Consider the following 21,289-nt stretch of genomic DNA (forward strand, 5'->3'; position numbering starts at 1 on the left):
GGCCGGAAGCCGCGGCTCACCGCCCGGGCAGGATCCGCTTCACCAGAGACCTCGCGACCTGCAGCTCCGGCGCGCGCAGGACCCACAGAAACACGACGTAGACCGCGACGCTGACCGCGGCGATGATCCCCGCCCCGAGCACGCCCAGGATCTTGTCCGCCGTCGTCCATCCGCCGACGCCGCCCAGCAGCACGAAGACGCCCCACCCGGCGGCTGCGGCGGGAACGCCTGCGAGCACGAACCGACCGATCGACAGCATCCACCGTCCAGTCTCGAGCGAGCCGAGGCGGCGCCGCAGCAGGATCGTCGCGACGACGGTCTGCACCGTGCCGGCCACCGACTGGCCGAGCGCGACCGCCGCCGCGAGCAGCGTGATCGGGAGGACGTCGCTCGCCGACAGCCACCAGGCGATCGTCGCCGTCAGCGCCACGAGGACGCACTGGAACAGCGTGAAGAAGAACGGGGTCCGGGTGTCGCCGTACGCGTAGAACGTGCGCTGCACGATGAACAGCACGGCCAACGGCAGCAGACCGACGAGATAGCAGATCAGCACGACCGCGGCGTCGACGGCATCCGAGGACGAGTTCGTGAACACGCGCGACGCCGGCACGGCGGCCGCCACGACGGCCGCCAGTGCGCCCACGAGGAAGAACCCGAGGGTCCGGATGCTGCGCGAGACGTCCGCCCGGACGTCGTCGTCCCGTCCGGCCGCCGCGTGCTCGGACAGCTGCGTGAAGTAGGGGGTGCCGATCGAGTGCACGATGATCGAGTACGGCAGCATGAAGATGAGCCAGGCGTTGTTCATCACCGTGACGGCCGCGCCCTCGCCGGATGCCTCGTTGGCCACCCAGTTCTGATAGAACCCGGCCGCCATGCTCGACAGCGCCATGAGCAGCGTCCACCCGGCGACCCGTCCCACGTTGCCGAGGCCCACGCCGCGCCAGCGGAAGTCCACCTTCAGAGCGAGGCCGGTCCGGCGCCAGAACAGCAGCAGGATGCCGGCCTGCACGGCGATCCCGACGGTGGCCGTCCCGCCCAGCCAGGCGACCATGTCGGGCGTCCAGGCGGCGACGTCGACGAGATCGCCGCCGAAGATCGCTCCGATCAGGAGGAAACCGATGATCGAGATGATGTTGTTCGCGATCGGCGCCCACGTGAACGGGCCGAAGATCCGCTTCGCGTTCAGCGTCTCGCCCACGAGCGCGTACAGCCCGTAGAACAGGATCTGCGGCAGGCACCAGTACGCGAAGGCGGTGGCCAGGGCGAGCTGCTCGACGTTGTCGGCCTTCAGCTGCAGGGTCACCAGCCAGGGCGCTGCCACCGTCGCCGCGGCGGTCGCGACGACGAGCACCACGGTGCCGAGCGTGAAGAGCTTGGAGATGAAGGCGTTGCCGCCGTCGGCGTCCGCACTCGCCTTGACGATCTGCGGCACGATCACCGCGGTCAGGACCCCGACGGAGATGAGGTTGAACACGCTGTTGGGCAGCTGATTGGCGATCGCGAACGCGTCGGCGGCCTGCGACCCGACGGAGCCGATCACGCCCACGAGGACGATGGTCCGCAGGAGTCCCGTCAGACGGGAGACGAGGGTTCCCGCGCCCAGCAGCGCGCTGGCCCGGCCGAGGCTGGTCATCGATCTCCTTCGTCGGATGCCGAGGCGGCATCGTGCGTATCCGAGGGCTCGGGAGCGGACTCCGTTGCCGCGCTCTCCTCCGCCCGCGTGCGGCGCCTCCGGCGCACCGTGCGCACCACCCCGAAGACGAGAAGCAGGACGATGACGGTCGCGAGGATGCCGAGTCCGATGTTCTCCCACTCGGCGCGCACCGTGACGTCGGCGGTCTGCGGCTCCCCGATCGGGACACCGGTGGGACTGGTCAACGAGAAGCGCACCTGCAGCTCGCCGCTCGCGACGCGGGACTCCACCGGCACGAGCACCCGGGTGCTGTTCTGGGCGAGGGCTTCGACCTGCGTGTACGGTTCGATCGCGATGCGCGAATCAGAGGGCCGCACCTCGAGCTCGAGCTGCACGGGCCAGGGCAGGTCGTTGCGGATCCACACGGGCAGCGACACATTGGCGCTGACCAGCTGGATGGGGGCCGGCTCCTGCACCGCGACCGAGTCCAGCGTGCCCACCGTGGCCGCCCGGTGGTCGGCGTACTCGGCGTCGAAGGCGGCGTCGCTCAGTCCGACGCCGATGAGCCGCAGGATCCGGATGCGCTCCGGTGCGAGCAGCACCTGGGGATCGGCGAGAATCGTCGCGAACGCCTCGAGGGCGTCCTCGTCCGCCAGCAGCGTCGTGAGCTTCGAGGCCCGATCCGCGTCGGGTTCCGCCTGCAGGGAGGTCTCGGCGGGGGGTGTCGCCTGCAGCGCGTGCAGCGGCACGGCACTGCTGGTCTCGATGACGGCGCGCAGCGCCTCGGCGGAGCGCGTCTCGTCGCGGTCCAGGCCGATCAGGATGCCGGAGGCCGGTGCGCCCGCGAAGGACAGCGCCGCGTTCGCCTCCGCCAGGAGTTCCTCCCGGACGTCCGCGTCGGGTTCCGCCGCTGCCGCGGACATCGCGGCGGACACCTCGGCATGCGTCACGAGCACGGCGGCGTCCCCGACGCGCGCGTGCGCTCCGGCACCCGGGTCGGCGACCGAGGTCGACGGCAGGATCGTCGTCGCGGCGGTGCCGAGGTACGCATCGAAGGTCGCGAGATCGGCCGTCGTGACGTCGCCGCGGGGCCACAGGATCCCGTCGAGCTCGCCGCGCATCGCCGTGAGGTCGGCGAGCTCGGGAAGCTGCACCTCGGTTCCCGGGGTGGGCGACGGGGTGGGCGTCGGTGTCGGATCCTCGGCCACGGGGAAGTCGGCGACGTCCATGAAGGTGTCGAGAGTCGTCGGTCCCAGCAGCGCCGGCAGGCCGGCGTGCGCCTGCGTCGCGGCATCCGCATCGCCGAACTGGAGCGCGAAGGTCTCGTTCGGAAGCCTCTCGAGCTTCTCCAGCCAGGCGATCGCCGTGGCGGGAGCGCTGTCGCCGAGAGCGCGGATCGCGGCGGGGATCGCGGGGTCCACCGCGAGCACGGCCGCCGTGCCCGTCACACCGTCCAGTTGCGCCGCGAGGGCGCCGTCCGCCGCCGTGAGCGCCGTCAGCTCGTCGACGCTGAGCAGGCCGCCGGACGCCGGTGTGGCAGTGATCGGGACGACGACGGAGATCTGCGGCGCGGCGCCGGCACGCACGGTGAGCACCGACCGCACGGTGAGCGCCCATCCGGTGCCGTTGGTCGTCGTCGCGCCGGAGAGCTCGGAGCTGACCGGATAGACCCCGGGGGCGAGTCGCTGCACGAGGTCCGAGGTGGCGGCGACGGGGGTCTCGAGGGAGGCCTGCGAGGCGACCGGGGCCGTCGGAGCGGAGAACAGTGTGGTCGGCGCCCCCGAGGAGACGCCGGAGTTCAGCCAGGACGTGACGGCCGCGGAATCCGCGAGCGGCGTCGTTCCGAGCTCGAGGGAGACGCGTGCGGCCGAGAGCTCCTGAGCGGTGCCGTTCTCGATCGTGACGGTGCCCGACAGCGGCGCTCCCGCGGTGATCGCCCCATGTCCGCCGAGTTCGAGGCCCAGGGTCACCGTGCCGCCCGTGGCCGGGTCGTCCGCCGTGTCCGCCACGGCCGGACCCGGGCTGCCGAGGACGCCGAGCACCACGGCGAGGGCGGCGACGACGAGCGCCGCGACAACGCGGACGGAGAGACGCCGACGCGCGCGCGGAGCTGCAGAGGGGATGATCACGGTCTCGGGGTCTTCCTCGAACGCGGCGAGCGGTTCGTGAGTGCGGACCCTGTGATTCTAGGCGCGGCGGTGATCCGAACCCTGAAGGCGCGTAGAGTGACGGCCGTGTCCGACACCCCCGCCCCCGCACCGGATCCCCGGTTCGCTGCGCTCCTCGCCGCCGACCTCGATGCCGCCGACTTCCGATCCGAACCGTTGCGTCGCCTGTGGGGAGAGGAGGCGGATGACGCGCTCGGCCGCGGGCTGCGAGCCCCGATCCTGCGCGCGATCGACGGGGATCGCTCGCCGCTCGCGACCCTCGGGCGCCTGTTCGTCCTCGGCATCCCCCAGCCCATCGCCGACGTGGCCGAGGCGCTCGCGCGGATCGGAATCGACGGCCTCGCGACGCTCGGCCTCGCCAGGACGGATGCCGAGGCCTCCGTCGTCCGACCGCTGGCGCTGGTGCGCCCGCAGTCCTTCGTCGACGCGGACGGCGTGGGGGAATGGTGGATCGCCAGTGACCTCGACGAGGTCGCCCTCGGAACGGCCCTGCCCGCCGATCACGTGCTCGGCGTCGGCGGGGCGTCGCGGACGCTCGCCGAACTCGTCATCCCCCAGCCCGTCGGCCGCGCGCTCGACCTCGGCACCGGCTGCGGCATCCAGGCCCTCCTGGTCGCGCGCCACGCGGGAACGGTCGTCGCGACCGACATCTCCGCGCGGGCTCTCGCCTTCGCGGAGCTGAACGCGCAGCTCAACGGCGTCCGCAACATCGAGTTCCGGCACGGCAGCCTGTTCGAGCCGGTGGCCGGAGAGGCCTTCGATCTGGTGGTGTCCAACCCGCCGTTCGTCATCACCCCGCGCGTCGACGGCGTTCCCGCCTACGAATACCGCGACGGCGGACTCGTCGGCGACGCCCTCGTCGAGGAGTTCGTGCGGGCCGTACCCGCGCATCTGACGGCCGGGGGCGTCGCGCAGCTGCTCGGCAACTGGGAATCCCGTGCGGGGGCGGCGGGACTGGATCGCCTGGCCTCGTGGGTCCCGTCGGACCTCGACGCATGGGCGATCGAGCGCGAGGAGCTGTCGCCTCTCGGGTACGCCGAGCTGTGGATCCGCGACGGCGGGACGACGCCGCGGGATGCCGCGTTCACGCCCTTGCTGGAGGCCTGGCTCGAAGACTTCGCCGCACGGGGAGTGACCGCGGTGGGCTTCGGCTACGTGCTGTTGCGGCGCAGCATGTCGGGTGCCCCACCGCTGCGCCGGTTCGAGCACGTCGCACAGCCGATCTCGCAGCCCGGGCGCGCTCTGCAGGGCGGCCTCGCGGCCCACGACGCGCTCGCCGGAGGGATCCCTCAGACGCTGCTCGTCTCCGCCGACGTCACCGAGGCGCGTCATCTCCTGCCGGGCAACGACGACCCCAGCGTGATCGAGCTGCGCCAGGGCGGGGGGTTCGGCCGCACGGTCCCGGTGGATCCCGCACTCGCGGCGTTCGTCGGCGCCTGCGACGGCGACCTCACGGTGGCCCAGATCGTCGCGGCGCTCGCGGACCTCTTCGAGGTGCCGCTGGCGGATCTCTGGACGGACCTGGAACCCCGCATCCGGCAGCTGGTGCTGGACGGGTTCCTGCTGACCTCGACGGAACAGGAATAGCGGGCGCGTTCCATGCGTTCGAATGGATCATGAAGGCTTTCGGATTCCTCTCGTTCGGTCACTACGCCGACGTCCCCGGTTCGTCGACGCGCACCGCGGGCGACATGCTCCGCCAGACCATCGAGATCGCCGAGGGTGCAGACGAGATCGGCGTGAACGGCGCGTACGTCCGTGTGCACCACTGGGCCAGGCAGGCGGCGTCGCCGATGCCCCTGCTGACCGCGATGGCGGCACGGACGAAGCGCATCGAGGTCGGAACCGGCGTCATCGACATGCGCTACGAGAACCCGTATCAGTTCGCCGAGGAGGCGGCCGCGCTCGACTTCATCGCGGACGGTCGCATCGCCCTCGGCGTGAGCCGCGGGTCGCCCGAGACCGCGCTGCGCGGCTACGAGACCTTCGGCTACGTCGATGACCAGGACCCGGAGCGCGGCAGCGTGCTCGCACGCGACAAGTTCGACCTGTTCCTTCGCGCGATCGAGGGCGAGCGCGTCGCTCCCGGCGACCCGCGCATGGTCGGCGAGGGCCGGTACCTGGCGATAGAACCGCACTCGCCCGGTCTGCGCGACCGCATCTGGTGGGGTTCCGGGTCACGCGCGACGGCCGAGAGCACCGGACGCATGGGCCTGAACATGATGAGCTCGACCCTCGTCACCGAAGCCACCGGACAGCCGTTCCACGAGCTCCAGCGCGAGCAGATCGACATCTTCCGCGCGGCCTACCGGGATGCCGGGCACACCGGGTCCCCGCGGGTGTCCGTGAGCCGCAGCGTGTTCCCGCTGGTGAGCGACATGGATCGCGCGTACTTCGGACTGCGCAGCGAGGACAGCGACGACCAGATCGGCATCATCGACGGCCTGCGCTCCACGTTCGGCAAGACCTACGCGGCCGAACCGGACGTGCTCATCTCGCAGCTGAAGCAGGACGAGGCGGTCATGGCCGCGGACACCCTCATGCTCACCATCCCGAACCAGCTCGGTCCTGCCTACAACCTGCACGTGCTGCAGGCGTTCGCGGAGCACGTCGCGCCGGCGCTGGGCTGGAAGCCGAACACCGAGGGTCCCGTCCAGGGCGACCCGGTCTAGGGCGAGGGGCCGCTACGCTGGCGGCATGACCTACGACGGCGGATACGACGACCCGCGCGTGGTGGCGGCGCGCCAGGAGCAGCAGCGACGCCAGTCCCGCTTCTTCGTGGCGTTCGCGCTCATCGAGGGCGGACTGCTCCTGGCCGCGGCCGTCCTCGTGTACGGCTTCGAGATCGTCGATCCCGACCAGGGCGTGTGGCTGCTCGTGGCGATCGCGGCGATCGGCGGAGTCGTGCTCAGCGCGTCCCTGCTCTCGATGTCCCGCCGCAACCTGCAGCAACTGCGCGACCTGGGCGTGCCGCCCGGACCCGCGCCGGGGGATCCCAACAACGCCGGCTGACTCTCAGCCCGCTCGGACGACCCGCTCCGCCGCGGCATCCGGATCCGGACGCGCCGCGACGAGCTTCACGATCGGGCCCAGCGCCGCCCGCACGCTGAGAAGTCGCATGACCGTCTCGCGCAGCCAGGCGACCGCGCGGCCGCGCCGGAACATGAGCTTCGCCAGCATCCGGGAGTTGGACTGCGCCGACTCGACGCGCGGCTTCTCAATGCGCTCCCACTCCGCCAGGACCGCGGTGAGGCTCTCGCGGTCGGCGTGCGAGAGCATGCGCGCCAGCATCCAGGCCGCCTCCATCGCCATGCCCGCACCGATGCCGGCCGTGGGCAGGAAGCCGGCTGCGGCGTCACCGATGAGGACGCCGCCGGGCAGCACCCAGCGCTCCGAACGCACGTCCTCGAGGTGCCAGAAGCACGGAGCCGGGTCGTCTGTGACGGCGTCCAGGGCCGCGGACAGCCGCGGCCCGACCTCGTCGAGTCGCTCGCGCACGTCGTCGACGAAGGCGGACGGGCCGACGCGGAGGTCGGGGATCGGCCCGCCGAGGAACACGCCGAGACGGTCCTTGACCGGATAGACGCCGAGGAAGAACCCGTCTCCCCACAGCTCCTCGCCGAGATCCGCGGAGCCGAGGTCGTCCGCCCACGCGACCCAGCCCGCCCACCCGGTGTCCAGGCGCTGTGCGGGCGTCGAGGAGAGCAGATCGCGCATGCGGGAGTGCATGCCGTCCGCGCCGATGACGAGATCGAACTCGCCGGTCCCCACCACCGCGCCGTCGCGGTCGACGAACTCCACCCGCGACCCGCCTGCGCCGTCCGGCTGCGCGGATCCCACCGTCGTGCCGTAGGTGATCGGGCAGCCGTTCGCGGTCAGCACGTGGACGAGCTCACCCCGGCCGATCCCGTTGTAGTCCCCGTAGACGCTGAGCAGCTCGCCCAGGGAATCCGTGCGCAGCGGCTTCCCGCGGTGCGCGCGGAAGCGGTAGCTCCGCAGCGGCGTGCTCTCCTCGCGATACCGCTCGCGGATGCCGAGGTCGATGAACACCTGGTCGACGAGCGGCATGAGCGCCAGCATGTAACCGGGGTGCTCCATCCGCGGCATCCGGTCGACCAGGACCGGGTGCAGGCCGTTGTGGCGCAGCAGCTGCGCCACCGTGAGTCCGGCCATTCCGGCACCGACCACGAGGACGCGCAAGCGGTCCTCCGTCTGAGCGGCGAGCTGGGTGTCGAGCGGGGTGGGGTCGAGCATGGTCCTCCTCTGGACCAGCTGGTCCACTTCCATCCTACGCCCAGAGTGGACCACCCGGTCCACTAGACTTTCCCGCATGACGGAACTGCGCGGTGCCCACCGGGAGGCGCTGATCGAGGCCACCGTCGCGGAGTTCGCGGCGGTGGGCTACGAGCGCGCGTCGCTGAACCGGATCATCCGGTCCGCCGGCATCAGCAAGAGCTCGTTCTACAACGCCGTCGGCTCCAAGGGCGAGTTGTTCGACGCGGTCGTCAGGATGCTGGTGGACGATGTCCGCGCGCAGTGGACGCCGCCGGCGCCCGCCGAGTTCGCAGCGCCGGATTTCTGGGAGCGTGTGGACGCCGTCCTCGCCGCCTTCGCCGAGCTCGGTCGGGGCAGGGCCCTGCCCCTGCTGGGACGGATCTTCTACCTGCCGGCGACGGGTGCGGCGGACGGCCGCGCCGACCTGCTCGCGGCCGTCGGCGCGTGGGTGACCGCCGTGATCAGCGCCGGTCGCGCGGCCGGCGCCGTCCGCGACGACATGCCGATCGACCTCCAGGCCGCGGCGGCGTTCGGGATGCTGCGGGGCGTCGACGAATGGGCGCTCGGAGCCGGGCCTCTTGCGCCGGCCGGCGCGTCGAGACCTCTCGGTGTTGACGAGACCTCCCGGTATCCGCGTGAATCAGATGGGGTCTCGTCGGGAACGAGAGGTCTCGACGGCGACGCGGCGGTCGGCCACGGCGCGGAGATCCTGGGCGGCGTCGAAAGGGAAGCGGCGGCTCCCGGCATCCTGCTGCGGCGGCTGCTCGGCACCTGAGGGCGCCCGGTACCCTGGAACCCATGCTCAACATGGCCGATGGCCTCGCTCGACTCGGCGCGCTCGCCGCCGCCCCGGTCGTCCGCACCCTCGCCGACGCCTTCGCGGCAGGCGGCTTCGAGCTCGCCGTCGTCGGCGGCCCCGTGCGCGACGCGCTTCTCGGACGCACGACGCACGACCTGGACTTCACCACGAACGCCTCGCCGGACGAGATCCTCGCGCTCGTCGCGCCGATCGCGACGGCGCACTGGGACATCGGCCGCGCCTTCGGCACCATCGGCGCCCGCGTGCAGGGAGCGCAGGTCGAGATCACCACGTACCGCGCCGACAGCTACGACGGCGTGACACGCAAGCCGACGGTCGAGTTCGGCGACACGATCGAGGGCGACCTCGTCCGCCGCGACTTCACCGTCAACGCCATGGCTCTGCAGGTTCCGGCCGTCAAGCTGATCGATCCGACCGGCGGCGTCGAGGACCTCGTGGCCGGGATCCTGCGCACGCCGGCCGATCCCCGGGTGTCGTTCGGAGACGACCCGCTGCGGATGCTGCGGGCGGCGCGCTTCAGCGCCCAGTTGGGATTCGACATCGACCCCGGGACACTCGCGGCGATCGGCGAGCTGCGGGGGACGCTCGAGATCGTCAGCCCCGAACGCATCCAGGGCGAGCTGATCCGGCTCATGCAGACCGGTGACCCGGTCCGCGGCATCCGCGTACTGGTCGAGACCGGGCTGATCGAGGAGTTCCTGCCGGAGGTCAGCGCGCTGCGCCTCGAGGTCGACGAGCACCATCACCACAAGGACGTCTACGAGCACTCGCTGACCGTGCTCGAGCAGGCGATCGAGCTCGAGCAGTCCCGGCATCCGGGTTCCGAACCCGACGTGGCGCTGCGCCTCGCCGCCCTGCTGCACGACATCGGCAAGCCCCGCACCCGCAAGCTCGAGCCCGGCGGAGCGGTGTCGTTCCACCACCACGACGTGGTCGGCTCGCGGATGGCGCGCAAGCGCCTGCAGGCCCTGCGCTTCGACGGAGAGACGACGGATGCCGTGGCGCGCCTGATCGAGCTGCACTTGCGCTTCTTCGGATACGCGGAGGGCGCGTGGACCGACAGCGCCGTGCGCCGGTACGTGCGCGACGCGGGGGAGCTGCTGGAACGCCTGCACATCCTCACCCGCGCGGACGTGACCACGCGCAACCGTCGCAAGGCCGCTCGTCTCGCCGGCGCCTACGACGACATCGAGTCGCGCATCGCGGCGCTGCGCGAGCAGGAGGAGCTCGACGCGATCCGCCCCGAGCTCGACGGCAATCGCATCCAGGAGATCCTGGGCATCTCCCCGGGACGCGAAGTCGGCGAGGCGTATCGCTTCCTCCTCGACCTGCGTCTCGACGAGGGGGTCATCGGGACGGATGCCGCAGAGCAGCGCCTGCGCGACTGGTGGGCGCAGCGCGGCTGAGCCGTCCGCTCAGCAGCCGCAGGAGCGGCCGATGACCAGGTGCGCCTCGACGACCCGGTGCACGCGCTCGTGGGGCGCGCCGAGCAGAGCCTCGACCGCGGCCTCGGCCATCTCGTCCAGCGGCTGGGCGACGGTGGTGAGGGTCGGCCAGCTGTACGCGGCATCCAGCGACCCGTCGAACGAGACGATCGCGACGTCCTCGGGTACGCGGACGTTCGCCTCGTGCGCGGCCTTCAGGACCCCGCGACCCATCTGGTCCGAGCTGACGAAGAGCGCGCGCGGGACGGCACCCGACCGGATCAGGCGGCGCATCGCGTCGTAGCCGCCCTCCGGGGTGAACGAGCCCCGCACGATCGGACCCGGCGGGAGGCCGAGCCGATCGAGGCTCTCGCGCCACCCCGTCTCGCGGCCGTCCTCCTCGTCACCGGTCGTCCCCCCGATGACGATGCCGATCTCCTCGTACCCGTGCCCGGCGAGGTGCTCGACGGCGAGGTGCGCGCCGTGCAGGAGGTCGACGCCCACCGAGTCGCGATCCGGGACGCCGGCGCTGTTGTTCAGCATCACGATCGGGATGCCGGCGATGTCCAGGCCGCGCAGATCCGGCTCGGACACGGTGCTGCACAGGAAGATGCCGTCCACGAGCCGTCCGGCGAGCTGCTCGAGCTGGACGCGCTCGGTCGCGATGGAGGAGTCCGAGCTCGAGGTGATGACGAGGTAGCCGCGCCGGGCCGCGGCCACCTCGACTTCGTGCGCCAGCTGCGCGAAGTACGGGTTCATCGATGTCGGGGTGAGCATGCCGAGCATCTCGGTGGATCCGAGGCGGAGGGCACGCGCGGAGGGATTCGCCCGGTATCCGAGCTTCGCCACGGCATCCCGCACCCGTTCCTCGGTCGCCGGGGCCACGCGCTTCGTCCCGTTCACGACGTAGCTGACCACCGCGGGGCTCACACCGGCGAGCCTCGCGACGTCGCTCCGCGTGGCCCGGCTCGCGGAGGCGGGTGAAGAGCGGGACACGGCGCCATCCTAGCCGTGGGCGGTGTCCCCGACCGGCTCCCCGATCACGGTCGGCTCACCGACTCCCACCGGCGCGTCGCCGAAGTCCGGGATCGGCAGGCGCTCGCCGCCGCGCAGCGCGGAACGGTGCGCCACGATGCCCGGAAGCGTGTACCGGGCGGCCTCCCACGCGTTCACCGGAGGCAGCGTGCGCGTGGCGACGGCCGTGACGAAGTCGTCGACGAGGAAGTGGTGGCTGCCCTCGTGCCCGCTCGGCAGGCGCCGCAGCGACTCCGGAAGCCGCGAGGCGTCGTGCACGGGCGCGAGGCCGGAGATGAACGCATCGCGCAGCGCCGGATCCACATCCGCGAGCGAGGGGTCGTCCGCGGACATCGACGGCTTGGTCTCGAGGAGCTCGGTGACATCCTCGAAGCCCTCCTTGTCCTGCCACACGGCGCTCGAGACGAGCTGCTCGAAGCTGCCCTCCGTGCCGAAGTAGCGGAATCGCGACTCGCGCAGGTGCGACGGGTACCCGACGCGACGGAACTCGTTGATGCGCATGCTGCCGCCGCCGGCGAGCTCGAACAGTGCGGTCGCGTTCGAGAAGTCGTTGTCGAACATGCTGACCTCGCGATCGAACACGCCGTCGCCGCGGTCGTCGCGCACACCGATGCAGCTCACGCTCACGGCGTGCGAGCCGATGGCCCCGATCACGCCGCCGACCGAATGCGTCGGGTACAGCATGGGCGGGTAGCTGGCCGTGCGCTTCCACTCCTCGCCGCCGCTGTACTGGTACGCGGCGTAGAAGCCGAGATCCATGTCGTGGACGTAGTCGCCTTCGGCGTAGAAGATGCGACCGAACGCGCCCTCGGCCCTGCGGCCCCTGGCATAGACGGTCGCCGGGTTGTAGTAGCTGGTCTCGCCCATCATGTAGGTGAGCCCGGTCTCGCGGACGGCCTCGATGATCGCGGCGATCTCGTCCTCGGTGATGGCCATCGGGACGGCGGAGTACACGTGCTTGCCGGCGCGCAGGGCGCGCACCACGAGAGGGCCGTGCGTCCACCGCTGCGTGAAGATCGCGACGGCGTCGACGTCGGAGGCGAGCAGGTGGTCGAAGCTCCGGACGGTGCCGTCGAGGTGCTCGCGGCCGGCGAGCTCCGCCGCGCGCTCAGGGATGACGTCGGTCACGACGACCGACGAGACGAGGGGGTGAGCGTTGAAGAGCTTCGCGAACTGGCCCGCGAACTGCCCCGCGCCCACGATGCCGAGGGAGAAGGTCTGGTGTGTCATGCGCGAGAGTCTGCCACGCCGTAGTTACACGAGTCAACAACGACTAAGCCGCCTGAATTGCGATGATAACTAACCCTTGCACCCGTGAAGTGACTCGTGTAACTTCACGGGCAACCTGATCATCGCATGACGACGGAGTGTGAAGATGACAACGAGCACGATCGTCCTCGGGCGTCGCGGAGCGGCGCGCGACGGGGGAGTGAGAGCGCGAAGAACGCGCAGTGACCTCAGGACCGCCCTGCTCTTCATCGCCCCGGCGCTGATCGGCCTGGTGCTGTTCTACGTCGTTCCGACCATCCGGGGTCTGTACCTCAGCTTCACCGAGTACAGCGTCCTGGACGACCCGACCTGGATCGGCACGGCGAACTACGAGCGCCTCGCCCAGGACCCGCTGTTCTGGAACGCGCTGGGCGTCACGGTGCAGTACGTCGTCATCAACATCGTGCTGCAGACGATCATCGCCCTCGGGCTGGCCCTCCTCATGCAGCACGTGGCCCGTTCGACAGCGGTGCGCGGGATGCTGCTGATGCCGTACCTCATGGCGAACGTCATCGCCGCCCTGCTGTGGTTCTGGATGCTGGACTATCAGCTCGGCATCGTGAACAACATCATCGAGTGGCTGGGGCTGCCCCGCGTGGCGTTCTTCGGCAGCGCCGAGTGGGCCATCCCGACGCAGGCGCTGATCAACACGTGGCGGCACATGGGCTACACCGCCCTCCTGCTGTTCGCGGGACTGCAGGCGATCCCCGGCACGCTGTATGAGGCCGCGAAGCTCGACGGCGCGAACCCGTTCCAGACGTTCGGACGCATCACGCTGCCGCTCCTGCGACCGGTGCTCGCGCTGGTGCTCGTGCTGACCGTGACCGGCTCGTTCCAGGTGTTCGACACCGTCGCCGTCACCACGCAGGGCGGACCGGTCAACGCGAGCCGCGTGATCCAGTACTACATCTTCCAGAAGGCGTTCACGCAGCTCGAGTTCGGATATGCATCCGCGCTGGCGATGATCCTCTTCATCATCCTGGGCATCGTCGCCTTCGTGCAGATGAAGCTCCTCCGCGGCAACGAGTCCGACCTGGCGTCGGCGTGAGGAAGAGGCCATGACCACGACAACGACCATCGTCACCCAGGGGCGTCGCATCCGCCGTCGCGTGACCTGGGGCTCCGTCTTCGGCTGGATCTGCCTGGGCATCGCGATCGCGATCAGCATCCTGCCGTTCTACTGGGTGCTGCGCACCTCGCTCTCGATGAACAGCGGACTCGCCGCGAACTCGTCGAGTCTGCTCCCGGTCGAGTTCAACCTCGGCGCCTTCGCCCGCGTCTTCGGACTGCAGTCGACCGAAGAGGCGCTCGCGCAGGGCGGATCCGGGGCGGAGATCAACTTCTGGCAGTACCTGGTGAACTCCGCCGTCTTCGCCACCCTGACCACCGCGGGAGCGGTGTTCTTCAGCTCGATGGCGGCGTACGCGTTCGCGCGGCTGCGCTGGAAGCACCGCGACCTCGTGTTCGGCCTGTTCCTGGCGACCGTGCTGGTGCCGCCGATCTTCACCGCGCTGCCGAACTTCCTGCTGATCAAGAACCTCGGCCTGCTCGGGACGATGTTCGGCATGATCCTGCCGTACGTCTTCATGACGCCCTTCGCCATCTTCTTCATGCGGCAGTTCTTCCTGAACATGTCGCGGGAGGTCGAGGAAGCGGCGATGATCGACGGCGCCTCGCAGTGGCGCATCTTCACGCAGGTCGTGATGCCGAACGCCGCGGCGCCGCTGGCGACCCTGGCTCTCCTGACGTTCATGGGGCAGTGGAACGAGTACTTCTGGCCGCTGCTGGTCTCGGACGAGAGCACCCGTGTGCTGACGGTCGGTCTCGGCACGTTCAAATCGCAATCCCCGCAGGGAGCTCCGGACTGGTCGGGACTGATGGCGGCGACGCTGGTGTCCGCCGTGCCCGTGCTGATCCTGTTCGCCGTCTTCGGCAAGCGGATCGTGAACTCCATCGGCTTCAGCGGGCTGAAGTGACCGGGAAGGGACGGAGCATGAGGAAGAAGATCGTCGCCGGCGGGGTCGCCGTCGCCTGCACGCTCGTTCTCGGCGGGTGCGCCGCGGGAAGCGAGGAGGGCACCATCGACTACTGGCTCTGGGACGCCAATCAGCTGCCCGGGTACCGGCAGTGCGCCGAGGACTTCAACGCCGCGAACCCGGATCTGACGGTGCGGGTCACCCAGCTCGGCTGGGACGACTACTGGAGCAAACTCACCAACGGCATGGTCGCCGAGAACGCGCCGGACGTCTTCACGAACCACCTGTCGAAGTACCCCGACTACCTGCGCTTCGAGCAGCTCGTCCCGCTGGACGACACCGGCGTCGCCTTCGACCGCTACGCGGACGGCCTCGCGGACCTCTGGGTCGGGCAGGACGGGCAGCGGTACGGCGTGCCGAAGGACTGGGACACGATCGCGCTGTTCTACAACCGTGACATGCTCGCGGATGCCGGCATCGGCGAGGACGAGATGGCGGAGCTGACCTGGAACCCGGAGGACGGCGGGACCCTCGAGGACGTGATCGCCCATCTGACCATCGACTCGGCGGGCGTGCGCGGCGACGAGGAGGGCTTCGACAAGGACGACGTCGAGGTCTACGGCCTGGGCCTGGCGAACTCCGGATCGGGCATGGGACAGGCGGAGTGGAGCTGGTTCACTGGGACGACGGGCTGGACGCACACGAACGAGAACCCATGGGGAGACCACTACAACTACGACGATGAGCGCTTCCAGAGTGCGATCGCCTGGTGGGCGGGTCTCATCGACAAGGGGTACATGCCGCGGCTCGAGACGACGATCGGCGCGTCCATGCCGGACAACTTCGGTGCCGGACGCGCCGCCATCAACGCACACGGATCCTGGATGATCGGGCAGTACGCGGGCTACGACGGCATCGACCTGGGGATCGCTCCGACTCCCATCGGTCCCGAGGGTCGGCGCGCGTCCATGTTCAACGGCCTCGCCGACTCGATCTGGGTGGGAACCGACAACCTCGAAGGCTCGCAGAAGTGGGTCGAGTATCTCGGGTCGCCCGCCTGCCAGGACGTCATCGGCGACCAGGGCGTGGTCTTTCCCGCGATCCTGTCGTCGGCCGATCGCGCGGTCGCGGCCTACGAGGAGCGCGGCATCGATGTCTCCCCATTCACGGATCACGTGACCGACGGCACGACGTTCCTGTTCCCGATCACCGCCAACGCGGCCCAGGTCGACGGCATCATGAAGCCGGCGATGGACTCGGTGCTGACCGGCCAGGCCGATGTCGCCTCCCTCACGGGGGCGAACGATCAGGTCAACGCGTTGTTCGATCGAGCGGATGAGGAGGATGCGTCGGACGACTGACGGGAGATCGCCGCGGCATCCAGCCATGCCGTGATGTCGATGGGGATGCTCACGATGCCCTCCTCGGCATCCGAGACCGCCTGAGGGCGGAAGATGTGCGGATCCACGATGTGCTCCCGGCTCAGGGCGTCGGCGTCTCGGCCGGCTCCGGTGACGTGCTCGGCGTCGGCTCGGGCGTCGGATGCCCGGACTCGATCGCCGTCGCCTTTCCGAACGGAGCCGGGGCCGGAGCGAGGGAATCCTCGTCGACCTCGCCCCTGTCGTTCAGGTGCGCCTCGCGCAGGGGGTAGACGTTCCAGATCGGCTGATCGCGGAAGTCGCGCAGCGGCACCGTCACCTCCTCGCGGTCGTCCTGCCATCCGTAGTCGCTGGTGTCGGCGCCGTGGAGGTTCAGCGGCGTCCCCTTGCCGGTGAAGAGCTGGACGTCCTGCAGCGGATTGCCCTCCGCGTCGTAGGCGAAGATGTTCCCGACCTGCACTCCGTCGAGCAGCAGCCCGGCCGGCGGATAGTAGCCCTCGTCGACGTACTGCGTCTGGGCGCTCACCATCCAGACGAACATGAACGGCAGGGCGACCGCCGCGACGATGCTGACGATCGTCCGGATGTGGCGCAGCGCGTTCCGGGGCAGCCATCGTCCCCGGCCCCACTGGACGCTGATGAGCGTCAGCGCCGCCAGGATCATCCATCCCGGAAGCCCGGTCGGCCAGAACCCCGCATGTCCGTTGCCCGTGAACCAGAGGAGGAGCCCGTAGAGCGAGGCACCTCTGAGCACCCACCACACGGGGCGCAGCGCGATCAGCAGGTCGAGGACCCACGCGCCGAACCGGCTGCCGCGGATCGCCGTGACCGTCGCCACGGCGCGCGAGCGCACTCTCGCGCGGAGGGGAATCCGATGACCGTGCTCGGAACGAGGCGGAAGACCTGCCGCGGTGCGCAGCTCCTCGGCGTAGCCGGCCGGATCGTCGAGGTCGATCGCCCCGTCGTTGTCGGCGGCCTTCTCGACGAGGTCGGCGACGAGCCCGACCGCGATGTCCTCGGCATCCTCGGCCGGCAGATCGTCCAGCTGCGCGCGGACGGCGGTCGCGAAGGCGCGGATGCGCTCGTCCAGCGATGCGTCGATGGTGTTCATCACTCGGCTCCGATCGATGGGGCGACGGGGGAAGTCTTGAGCAGGCTGCTCATGGCGGCGGAGAACTCGGTCCAGGTGGCAGTCTGCTCGTCGAGCGACGCGCGGCCCTGCGGATTGATCGCGTAGTACTTGCGGTGGGGCCCTCCGTCGGAAGGCACGACGTAGCTGGAGAGAGAACCGGCCGCATACAGCCGCCGCAGAGTGCCGTACACGGAGGCGTCGCCGACGTCCCCGAGGCCGGCATCGCGGAGGCGACGCACGATGTCGTAGCCGTATCCGTCCTCCTGGCGCAGGACGGCGAGGACGGCGACGTCGAGCACGCCCTTGAGCAACTGGGTGGTATCCATCGAACTCCTCTGTCGCAGTGCACGCTACCACGCATTGCACAGTAGTGTTGGAAACGTGATTCCGGACGGCATGTCGTGGGCGGAACAGCACCCGCCGGGCGGGAGGAATCGCCCTAAACTGACAGTGACTCCGTCACGGATGATCGGAGACGACATGCCATCGCCCTGGTCCGGTCCGCGCGACGCATCACCGGCCTCGCGCCTGCTCATCGAGCGCGCGCAGGAGGAGTTCGTCGCCGGAAACCTCGACGACCAGCGGCTGCTGCAGGTGCGACCCGTCGTGCGCGAATCGTGGGAGCGCTCGCTGCGCGGCCGCGTCGGAGCCGACGGGCTGCCGCCCCTGTCGCTCGTCGAGGATGAGCTCGAGCGCTATCGAAGTGCCCACCCTCTGGCGGGCGCCATGGACATGATCCGCGAACTCCTGATCCCGGGTGACCCGGAGGACTCCGGCGTCCTCGTCGTGATCGGGGATCATGCCGGACGACTGCTCTGGATCGACGGGGATCTGCGCGCGCAGGTCATGACGGGAGACCTTGGACTCGTGGCGGGGGCGGACTGGTCGGAGTCGGCGATCGGCACGACGGCCCCCGGCATCGCGCTGACGACCGGACGCTCGGCGCAGATCCACGAGAGCGAGCACTACAACCGGCACGTCCAGGCCTGGTCCTGCTCGGCGGCTCCGGTGTTCGATCCCGAGACCCGGAGGATCCTCGGTGTCATCGACATCTCGGGCGGCCCGGAGACGGCGACGCCGCAGGCGCGCATGCTGGTGGATGCCGCAGCACGCGTCGTCGAGGCCGAACTGCTCGTCACCCGCCTGCGGGCGCGTGCCGAGGAGCGCGAGCGACCGCGACCGCCGCGGCGCTCCCTCGGCACACGGGCGACGCTGCGTGTGCTGGGGCGCGACCGGGCGCAGCTCGAGGTGACCGGGCCCGAGAACGAGTCGATCATCGAGGTGTCCGCCCGCCACGCCGAGATCCTGCTCATGCTGGCGGTGCACGGCCAGGGCATGTCGGCATCGGCACTCGCCGAGGCCGTCTACGGCGAGGGCGCACCGGCCGAGACGCTACGACCCGAGATGGTGCGCCTGCGTCGCGTGCTGGAGCGCGTCTGTCCCGAACTCGTCCCCGAATCTCGGCCCTACCGGCTGCGCATCCCGGTGGAGACGGATGCTCAGACCGTCGTGTCGCTCCTGGACCGCGGTGCGCATCGGGTGGCGCTGACCGCGTACCGCGGACCCGTCCTGCCGGATTCGGTCGCGCCCGGCGTCGAGATCCTACGGCAGTCGGTGCGCGACGCCCTGCGCCAGGCGATGCTCACCGAGGCCAGTGTCGACGTCCTGCTGTCGTACGCCGACATCCCGGAGGGCGATGACGTCGAGGTCCTGCGGCTCTGCCTGGAGATGCTGCCGGCCCGCTCCCCGCGTCGCGCCGGCCTCGTCGCCCGGATCGAACGCCTCGAACAGCAGTGACCGCAGCCGGGCCGTCGAGTAATTCGACGGGGTGCAACTTCTTGCAACCTCGGATGGGATACCGTTCCGGCAACACCGCATGACATCGGTCCCCAGCCGATACGCGGTGTGGAGCGGGTGACCGCTTCTGCGGAGGAGTACGTCTCTTTCCGATCCCGAGGGGGGATGGGGTGGGAGCTGAACCCCAGACAGCACCCACCCCCACACCTCGGGTCAGAACGCGCGCATCCAGATGTTGATGCCGATCACCGCGAGCACGACGACGATCCAGAGCCATCCCGTGCGGCGCTTGAGTCGTCGTCCCGACGGGGCGACACCCGCCGGCGGGGTGATCAGGCCGACCGGCGGCGCGAACGGCAGGCTCGCCGTGCCGCCGGAGGCGACGGATCCGGCCGAGGACGGCGGCGCAGCGCCGACGCCGGCGAGGACGGATGCCGCGGCATCCGGACCCACGTCGGTCCGCAGCCGCTCGTCCCGCCAGCGCGCCCACTGATCGAGCTTTGTGATCAGCGCGCCCACGGCGCCGAACAGCCACGCCCAGGTCGCGGGATCCAGTGTCGACGCCTGCCGCTTGGTGTAGAGGAACAGCCAGTCGTCGACGATCTCGACGTCGAGCTCCGCGGCGTTGTCGATGAAGCGCGCCATGACATCGGGGGTGAACAGGTACAACGCGTCGCGTTCGTAGCCCTCGGGGCAGTACAGCGTGAAGTAGCGGTCGAAGTCCCCTTCGAGCGACAGCCGCTGATCCTTGTCGAACGAGGTGGGCAGGTTGGTGCCGAATCCGTTGTTGCCCACGGCATCCAGCACGATGTTCGGAAGCGGGACGTCGAGCCTGACCGCCACATACCCCCAGCGGTACGTGGTCGAGCTCTTTCCGTGCTTGACCGTGTACTGGTAGTTGCCGAACTCGACGAAGCGAGGGGAGTGGCCGCGCACGAGCATGCTCGCGCGCCGCCCGTTGCCGTACTGGAAGATCATGCCGGGCAGTGCGGGGGCGTCGACGCGATCCTCGTAGGTCATGTTGTTCGCGGCCGCGAAGCGCGACAGACGGTAGCGCGTGACGCGGGACTGCCGGTATGCGAAGAAGCTCGCGAGTCCGACCCCGACGAAGATCGCGAGGAAGATGGTCAGCGGGATCGCCAGGGCGGGCGGGAACCCGTCGGCCACGACCAGCGCGATCGCGCCGATCCCGATCGGCACCGCGATCGTCAGGGCGAGCACGCCGACGACGATGCCGATCACCCCTCCGGCGCCGAGTCCCTGGCGGGGGCGGCGTGCTCGCATCTCCGCGACGAACGCGCTCACGGCCTTCGGGTCGACCGGGTTGGTGAGCGGACTCGCGTCGAACGCGACCGCAGGCCGGCTCATCCGTTGACCTCGTCGCCGTCCCAGGACAGGTCGGCGCCGTCCGCGACGGTGTGCGCCTCGAGGTGGGGATCGGCGCAGATCTCGGCCACGAGAGCACCGGATCCGGCGACGATGGTGGAGTCGAAGTCGATCTCGCTGACCATCACCCATGCGCGGTCGGCCGGCCACAGGATGCTGGGGTGCTGCGCCGCGGGGGCGAAGCCGCGCTCTTCCGCGGGGCGGTCGCGCCAGGGTGCGCCGAGGACCCAGTCCGGGTCCGCGAAGGCGCTCGGTGCGGCGGAGAACAGCACGTGGTCGCGTCCCGGCAGCCGCAGGCGCGGACCGTGGGAGATCTCGTCCGACAGGATGCCGGGTTGCCAGACGGGTTTCGCGAACGGGTTGTTGAACCGGTCGTGGATGCTCTCGTTCAGCATCGCCTGATGCTGCGGGTCGTCGGAGAAGGAGAGGAAGGTGCGCGAGGGCGTCGGTCCGTGGAATCCCAGGAGCCCGCCGTGTCCCTCCCAGAGCGCGGCGACCCCGGCATCCGGTGTCGTGGTGTGCGCGACGAGGTGGGCGGCCAGCCGCGCGAACAGATCCGCTGCCATGCTGCCCTCGTCCGGCGAGGTGAACTCACGTCCGTCCGGGGCGTTGCGCACCTGCCAGTCGCCGCCCTCCGGTGTGCGCACGAGCCGTGACCACTGCGCCAGCGGATGCATGACGGTGCCGAAGGCCGCCGCCGTCTCGGCCCACGTCGCCGGGCGGTCGTCGAACAGCGCCATCAGACGCTGCTGCTCGGCATCCGGCATCCGGACCCATTCCTCCATCTCCGGGACGGGTCGGTCCGGCAGCGCGCGCACCTGCGCCGGGTGGAACACCCGGGCATAGGCGGGGAAGCCGTGCGGCACGACGCCGAGGTTCTCATCCAGCCGCTCCCGCAGCCAGCCGCCCGCGCGCTCAGGGTCCGCGATCCACTCCATGCTGTTCACGCTACCCGGCGGCCCCCTGAGCGGGCGCCGCCGGGCCGCGGCTGCGCG

19 protein-coding genes are annotated in these 21,289 nt (G+C 70.3%); 9 read left to right on the forward strand and 10 right to left on the reverse strand.

Annotated features, from left to right (window positions below; all coding sequences use genetic code 11):
• Positions 1–16 precede the first annotated feature (16 nt).
• Both murJ and KYX17_RS18590 read right to left on the reverse strand, forming a co-directional pair.
• Complete coding sequence (murJ, locus tag KYX17_RS18585; RefSeq protein WP_243228443.1) at positions 17–1,633, reverse strand: murein biosynthesis integral membrane protein MurJ; 1,617 nt, start codon at positions 1,631–1,633, stop codon at positions 17–19.
• The gene (locus KYX17_RS18590; protein ID WP_243228444.1) at positions 1,630–3,762 is read right to left on the reverse strand and encodes a DUF6049 family protein; all 2,133 of its coding nucleotides are present in this window, start codon (positions 3,760–3,762) and stop codon (positions 1,630–1,632) included. Before KYX17_RS18590 ends, murJ begins: the two co-directional genes overlap by 4 nt.
• 96 nt (positions 3,763–3,858) lie before the next feature.
• Between KYX17_RS18590 and KYX17_RS18595 the strand changes: the two genes are divergently transcribed.
• From KYX17_RS18595 to KYX17_RS18605, 3 genes are read left to right on the forward strand one after another with little or no spacing between them, the layout of a single operon-like run.
• Positions 3,859–5,388 carry a methyltransferase gene (locus tag KYX17_RS18595; RefSeq protein ID WP_243228445.1) on the forward strand — a complete coding sequence of 510 codons (1,530 nt, stop codon included), beginning with the start codon at positions 3,859–3,861 and terminating at the stop codon, positions 5,386–5,388.
• Between the two features lie 29 nt (positions 5,389–5,417).
• The gene (locus KYX17_RS18600; RefSeq protein ID WP_243228446.1) at positions 5,418–6,473 is read left to right on the forward strand and encodes an LLM class flavin-dependent oxidoreductase; all 1,056 of its coding nucleotides are present in this window, start codon (positions 5,418–5,420) and stop codon (positions 6,471–6,473) included.
• Between the two features lie 25 nt (positions 6,474–6,498).
• Complete coding sequence (locus KYX17_RS18605) at positions 6,499–6,813, forward strand: hypothetical protein (protein WP_243228447.1); 315 nt, start codon at positions 6,499–6,501, stop codon at positions 6,811–6,813.
• Between the two features lie 3 nt (positions 6,814–6,816).
• Here KYX17_RS18605 and KYX17_RS18610 read toward each other — a convergent pair whose 3' ends face one another.
• A complete protein-coding gene (locus tag KYX17_RS18610; protein ID WP_243228448.1) occupies positions 6,817–8,055 on the reverse strand; it encodes an NAD(P)/FAD-dependent oxidoreductase in 1,239 nt (412 codons plus the stop codon).
• 76 nt (positions 8,056–8,131) lie between these two features.
• Here KYX17_RS18610 and KYX17_RS18615 point away from each other — a divergent pair, with 76 nt between their 5' ends.
• Both KYX17_RS18615 and KYX17_RS18620 read left to right on the forward strand, forming a co-directional pair.
• On the forward strand, positions 8,132–8,851 hold the full coding sequence (locus tag KYX17_RS18615) for a TetR/AcrR family transcriptional regulator (protein ID WP_243228449.1): 720 nt from the start codon (positions 8,132–8,134) through the stop codon (positions 8,849–8,851).
• 23 nt (positions 8,852–8,874) lie between these two features.
• Complete coding sequence (locus KYX17_RS18620) at positions 8,875–10,302, forward strand: CCA tRNA nucleotidyltransferase (RefSeq protein WP_243228450.1); 1,428 nt, start codon at positions 8,875–8,877, stop codon at positions 10,300–10,302.
• A 9-nt stretch (positions 10,303–10,311) separates the two neighbouring features.
• Here the strand turns inward: KYX17_RS18620 and KYX17_RS18625 are convergent, their stop codons facing one another.
• Positions 10,312–11,316: a LacI family DNA-binding transcriptional regulator gene (locus tag KYX17_RS18625; protein WP_243228451.1), complete on the reverse strand. Its 1,005-nt coding sequence runs from the start codon at positions 11,314–11,316 to the stop codon at positions 10,312–10,314.
• A 9-nt stretch (positions 11,317–11,325) separates the two neighbouring features.
• Positions 11,326–12,585 carry a Gfo/Idh/MocA family protein gene (locus KYX17_RS18630; protein WP_243228452.1) on the reverse strand — a complete coding sequence of 420 codons (1,260 nt, stop codon included), beginning with the start codon at positions 12,583–12,585 and terminating at the stop codon, positions 11,326–11,328.
• A 145-nt stretch (positions 12,586–12,730) separates the two neighbouring features.
• Here KYX17_RS18630 and KYX17_RS18635 point away from each other — a divergent pair, with 145 nt between their 5' ends.
• Genes KYX17_RS18635 through KYX17_RS18645 form a run of 3 tightly spaced genes read left to right on the forward strand, consistent with a single transcriptional unit; the run spans position 12,731 to position 15,961 of the window.
• Positions 12,731–13,672, forward strand: coding sequence for a carbohydrate ABC transporter permease (locus KYX17_RS18635; protein ID WP_243228453.1), 942 nt, complete (start codon positions 12,731–12,733; stop codon positions 13,670–13,672).
• 10 nt (positions 13,673–13,682) lie between these two features.
• A complete protein-coding gene (locus KYX17_RS18640) occupies positions 13,683–14,600 on the forward strand; it encodes a carbohydrate ABC transporter permease (RefSeq protein WP_243228454.1) in 918 nt (305 codons plus the stop codon).
• Between the two features lie 17 nt (positions 14,601–14,617).
• The gene (locus KYX17_RS18645) at positions 14,618–15,961 is read left to right on the forward strand and encodes a sugar ABC transporter substrate-binding protein (RefSeq protein ID WP_243228455.1); all 1,344 of its coding nucleotides are present in this window, start codon (positions 14,618–14,620) and stop codon (positions 15,959–15,961) included.
• Here the strand turns inward: KYX17_RS18645 and KYX17_RS18650 are convergent.
• Genes KYX17_RS18650 through KYX17_RS18660 form a run of 3 tightly spaced genes read right to left on the reverse strand, consistent with a single transcriptional unit; the run spans position 15,907 to position 17,437 of the window.
• On the reverse strand, positions 15,907–16,068 hold the full coding sequence (locus KYX17_RS18650; RefSeq protein WP_243228456.1) for a hypothetical protein: 162 nt from the start codon (positions 16,066–16,068) through the stop codon (positions 15,907–15,909). The genes KYX17_RS18645 and KYX17_RS18650 overlap by 55 nt on opposite strands.
• Positions 16,069–16,082: 14 nt before the next feature.
• On the reverse strand, positions 16,083–17,090 hold the full coding sequence (locus KYX17_RS18655; RefSeq protein ID WP_243228457.1) for a hypothetical protein: 1,008 nt from the start codon (positions 17,088–17,090) through the stop codon (positions 16,083–16,085).
• Positions 17,090–17,437 carry a PadR family transcriptional regulator gene (locus tag KYX17_RS18660; protein WP_243228458.1) on the reverse strand — a complete coding sequence of 116 codons (348 nt, stop codon included), beginning with the start codon at positions 17,435–17,437 and terminating at the stop codon, positions 17,090–17,092. Before KYX17_RS18660 ends, KYX17_RS18655 begins: the two co-directional genes overlap by 1 nt.
• A 154-nt stretch (positions 17,438–17,591) precedes the next feature.
• Here KYX17_RS18660 and KYX17_RS18665 point away from each other — a divergent pair, with 154 nt between their 5' ends.
• Complete coding sequence (locus tag KYX17_RS18665; RefSeq protein WP_243228459.1) at positions 17,592–18,908, forward strand: GAF domain-containing protein; 1,317 nt, start codon at positions 17,592–17,594, stop codon at positions 18,906–18,908.
• A gap of 213 nt (positions 18,909–19,121) precedes the next feature.
• On the opposite strand, the gene KYX17_RS18670 is transcribed toward KYX17_RS18665, so the two are convergent.
• Both KYX17_RS18670 and KYX17_RS18675 read right to left on the reverse strand, forming a co-directional pair.
• A complete protein-coding gene (locus KYX17_RS18670; RefSeq protein WP_243228460.1) occupies positions 19,122–20,276 on the reverse strand; it encodes a DUF3137 domain-containing protein in 1,155 nt (384 codons plus the stop codon).
• Positions 20,273–21,232: a hypothetical protein gene (locus KYX17_RS18675; RefSeq protein WP_243228461.1), complete on the reverse strand. Its 960-nt coding sequence runs from the start codon at positions 21,230–21,232 to the stop codon at positions 20,273–20,275. Before KYX17_RS18675 ends, KYX17_RS18670 begins: the two co-directional genes overlap by 4 nt.
• Between the last annotated feature and the right edge of the window lie 57 nt (positions 21,233–21,289).

This window comes from Microbacterium sp. CIAB417, from assembly GCF_022788845.1.

Coding starts and splice junctions, on each gene's coding strand:
- murJ (WP_243228443.1), bottom strand. CDS start 1,633: ATGACCAGCCTCGGCCGGGCCAGCGCGCTGCTGGGCGCGGGAACCCTC.
- KYX17_RS18635 (WP_243228453.1), top strand. CDS start 12,731: ATGACAACGAGCACGATCGTCCTCGGGCGTCGCGGAGCGGCGCGCGAC.
- KYX17_RS18610 (WP_243228448.1), bottom strand. CDS start 8,055: ATGCTCGACCCCACCCCGCTCGACACCCAGCTCGCCGCTCAGACGGAG.
- KYX17_RS18645 (WP_243228455.1), top strand. CDS start 14,618: ATGAGGAAGAAGATCGTCGCCGGCGGGGTCGCCGTCGCCTGCACGCTC.
- KYX17_RS18615 (WP_243228449.1), top strand. CDS start 8,132: ATGACGGAACTGCGCGGTGCCCACCGGGAGGCGCTGATCGAGGCCACC.
- KYX17_RS18605 (WP_243228447.1), top strand. CDS start 6,499: ATGACCTACGACGGCGGATACGACGACCCGCGCGTGGTGGCGGCGCGC.
- KYX17_RS18630 (WP_243228452.1), bottom strand. CDS start 12,585: ATGACACACCAGACCTTCTCCCTCGGCATCGTGGGCGCGGGGCAGTTC.
- KYX17_RS18670 (WP_243228460.1), bottom strand. CDS start 20,276: ATGAGCCGGCCTGCGGTCGCGTTCGACGCGAGTCCGCTCACCAACCCG.
- KYX17_RS18660 (WP_243228458.1), bottom strand. CDS start 17,437: ATGGATACCACCCAGTTGCTCAAGGGCGTGCTCGACGTCGCCGTCCTC.
- KYX17_RS18675 (WP_243228461.1), bottom strand. CDS start 21,232: ATGGAGTGGATCGCGGACCCTGAGCGCGCGGGCGGCTGGCTGCGGGAG.
- KYX17_RS18640 (WP_243228454.1), top strand. CDS start 13,683: ATGACCACGACAACGACCATCGTCACCCAGGGGCGTCGCATCCGCCGT.
- KYX17_RS18620 (WP_243228450.1), top strand. CDS start 8,875: ATGCTCAACATGGCCGATGGCCTCGCTCGACTCGGCGCGCTCGCCGCC.
- KYX17_RS18655 (WP_243228457.1), bottom strand. CDS start 17,090: ATGAACACCATCGACGCATCGCTGGACGAGCGCATCCGCGCCTTCGCG.
- KYX17_RS18600 (WP_243228446.1), top strand. CDS start 5,418: ATGAAGGCTTTCGGATTCCTCTCGTTCGGTCACTACGCCGACGTCCCC.
- KYX17_RS18665 (WP_243228459.1), top strand. CDS start 17,592: ATGCCATCGCCCTGGTCCGGTCCGCGCGACGCATCACCGGCCTCGCGC.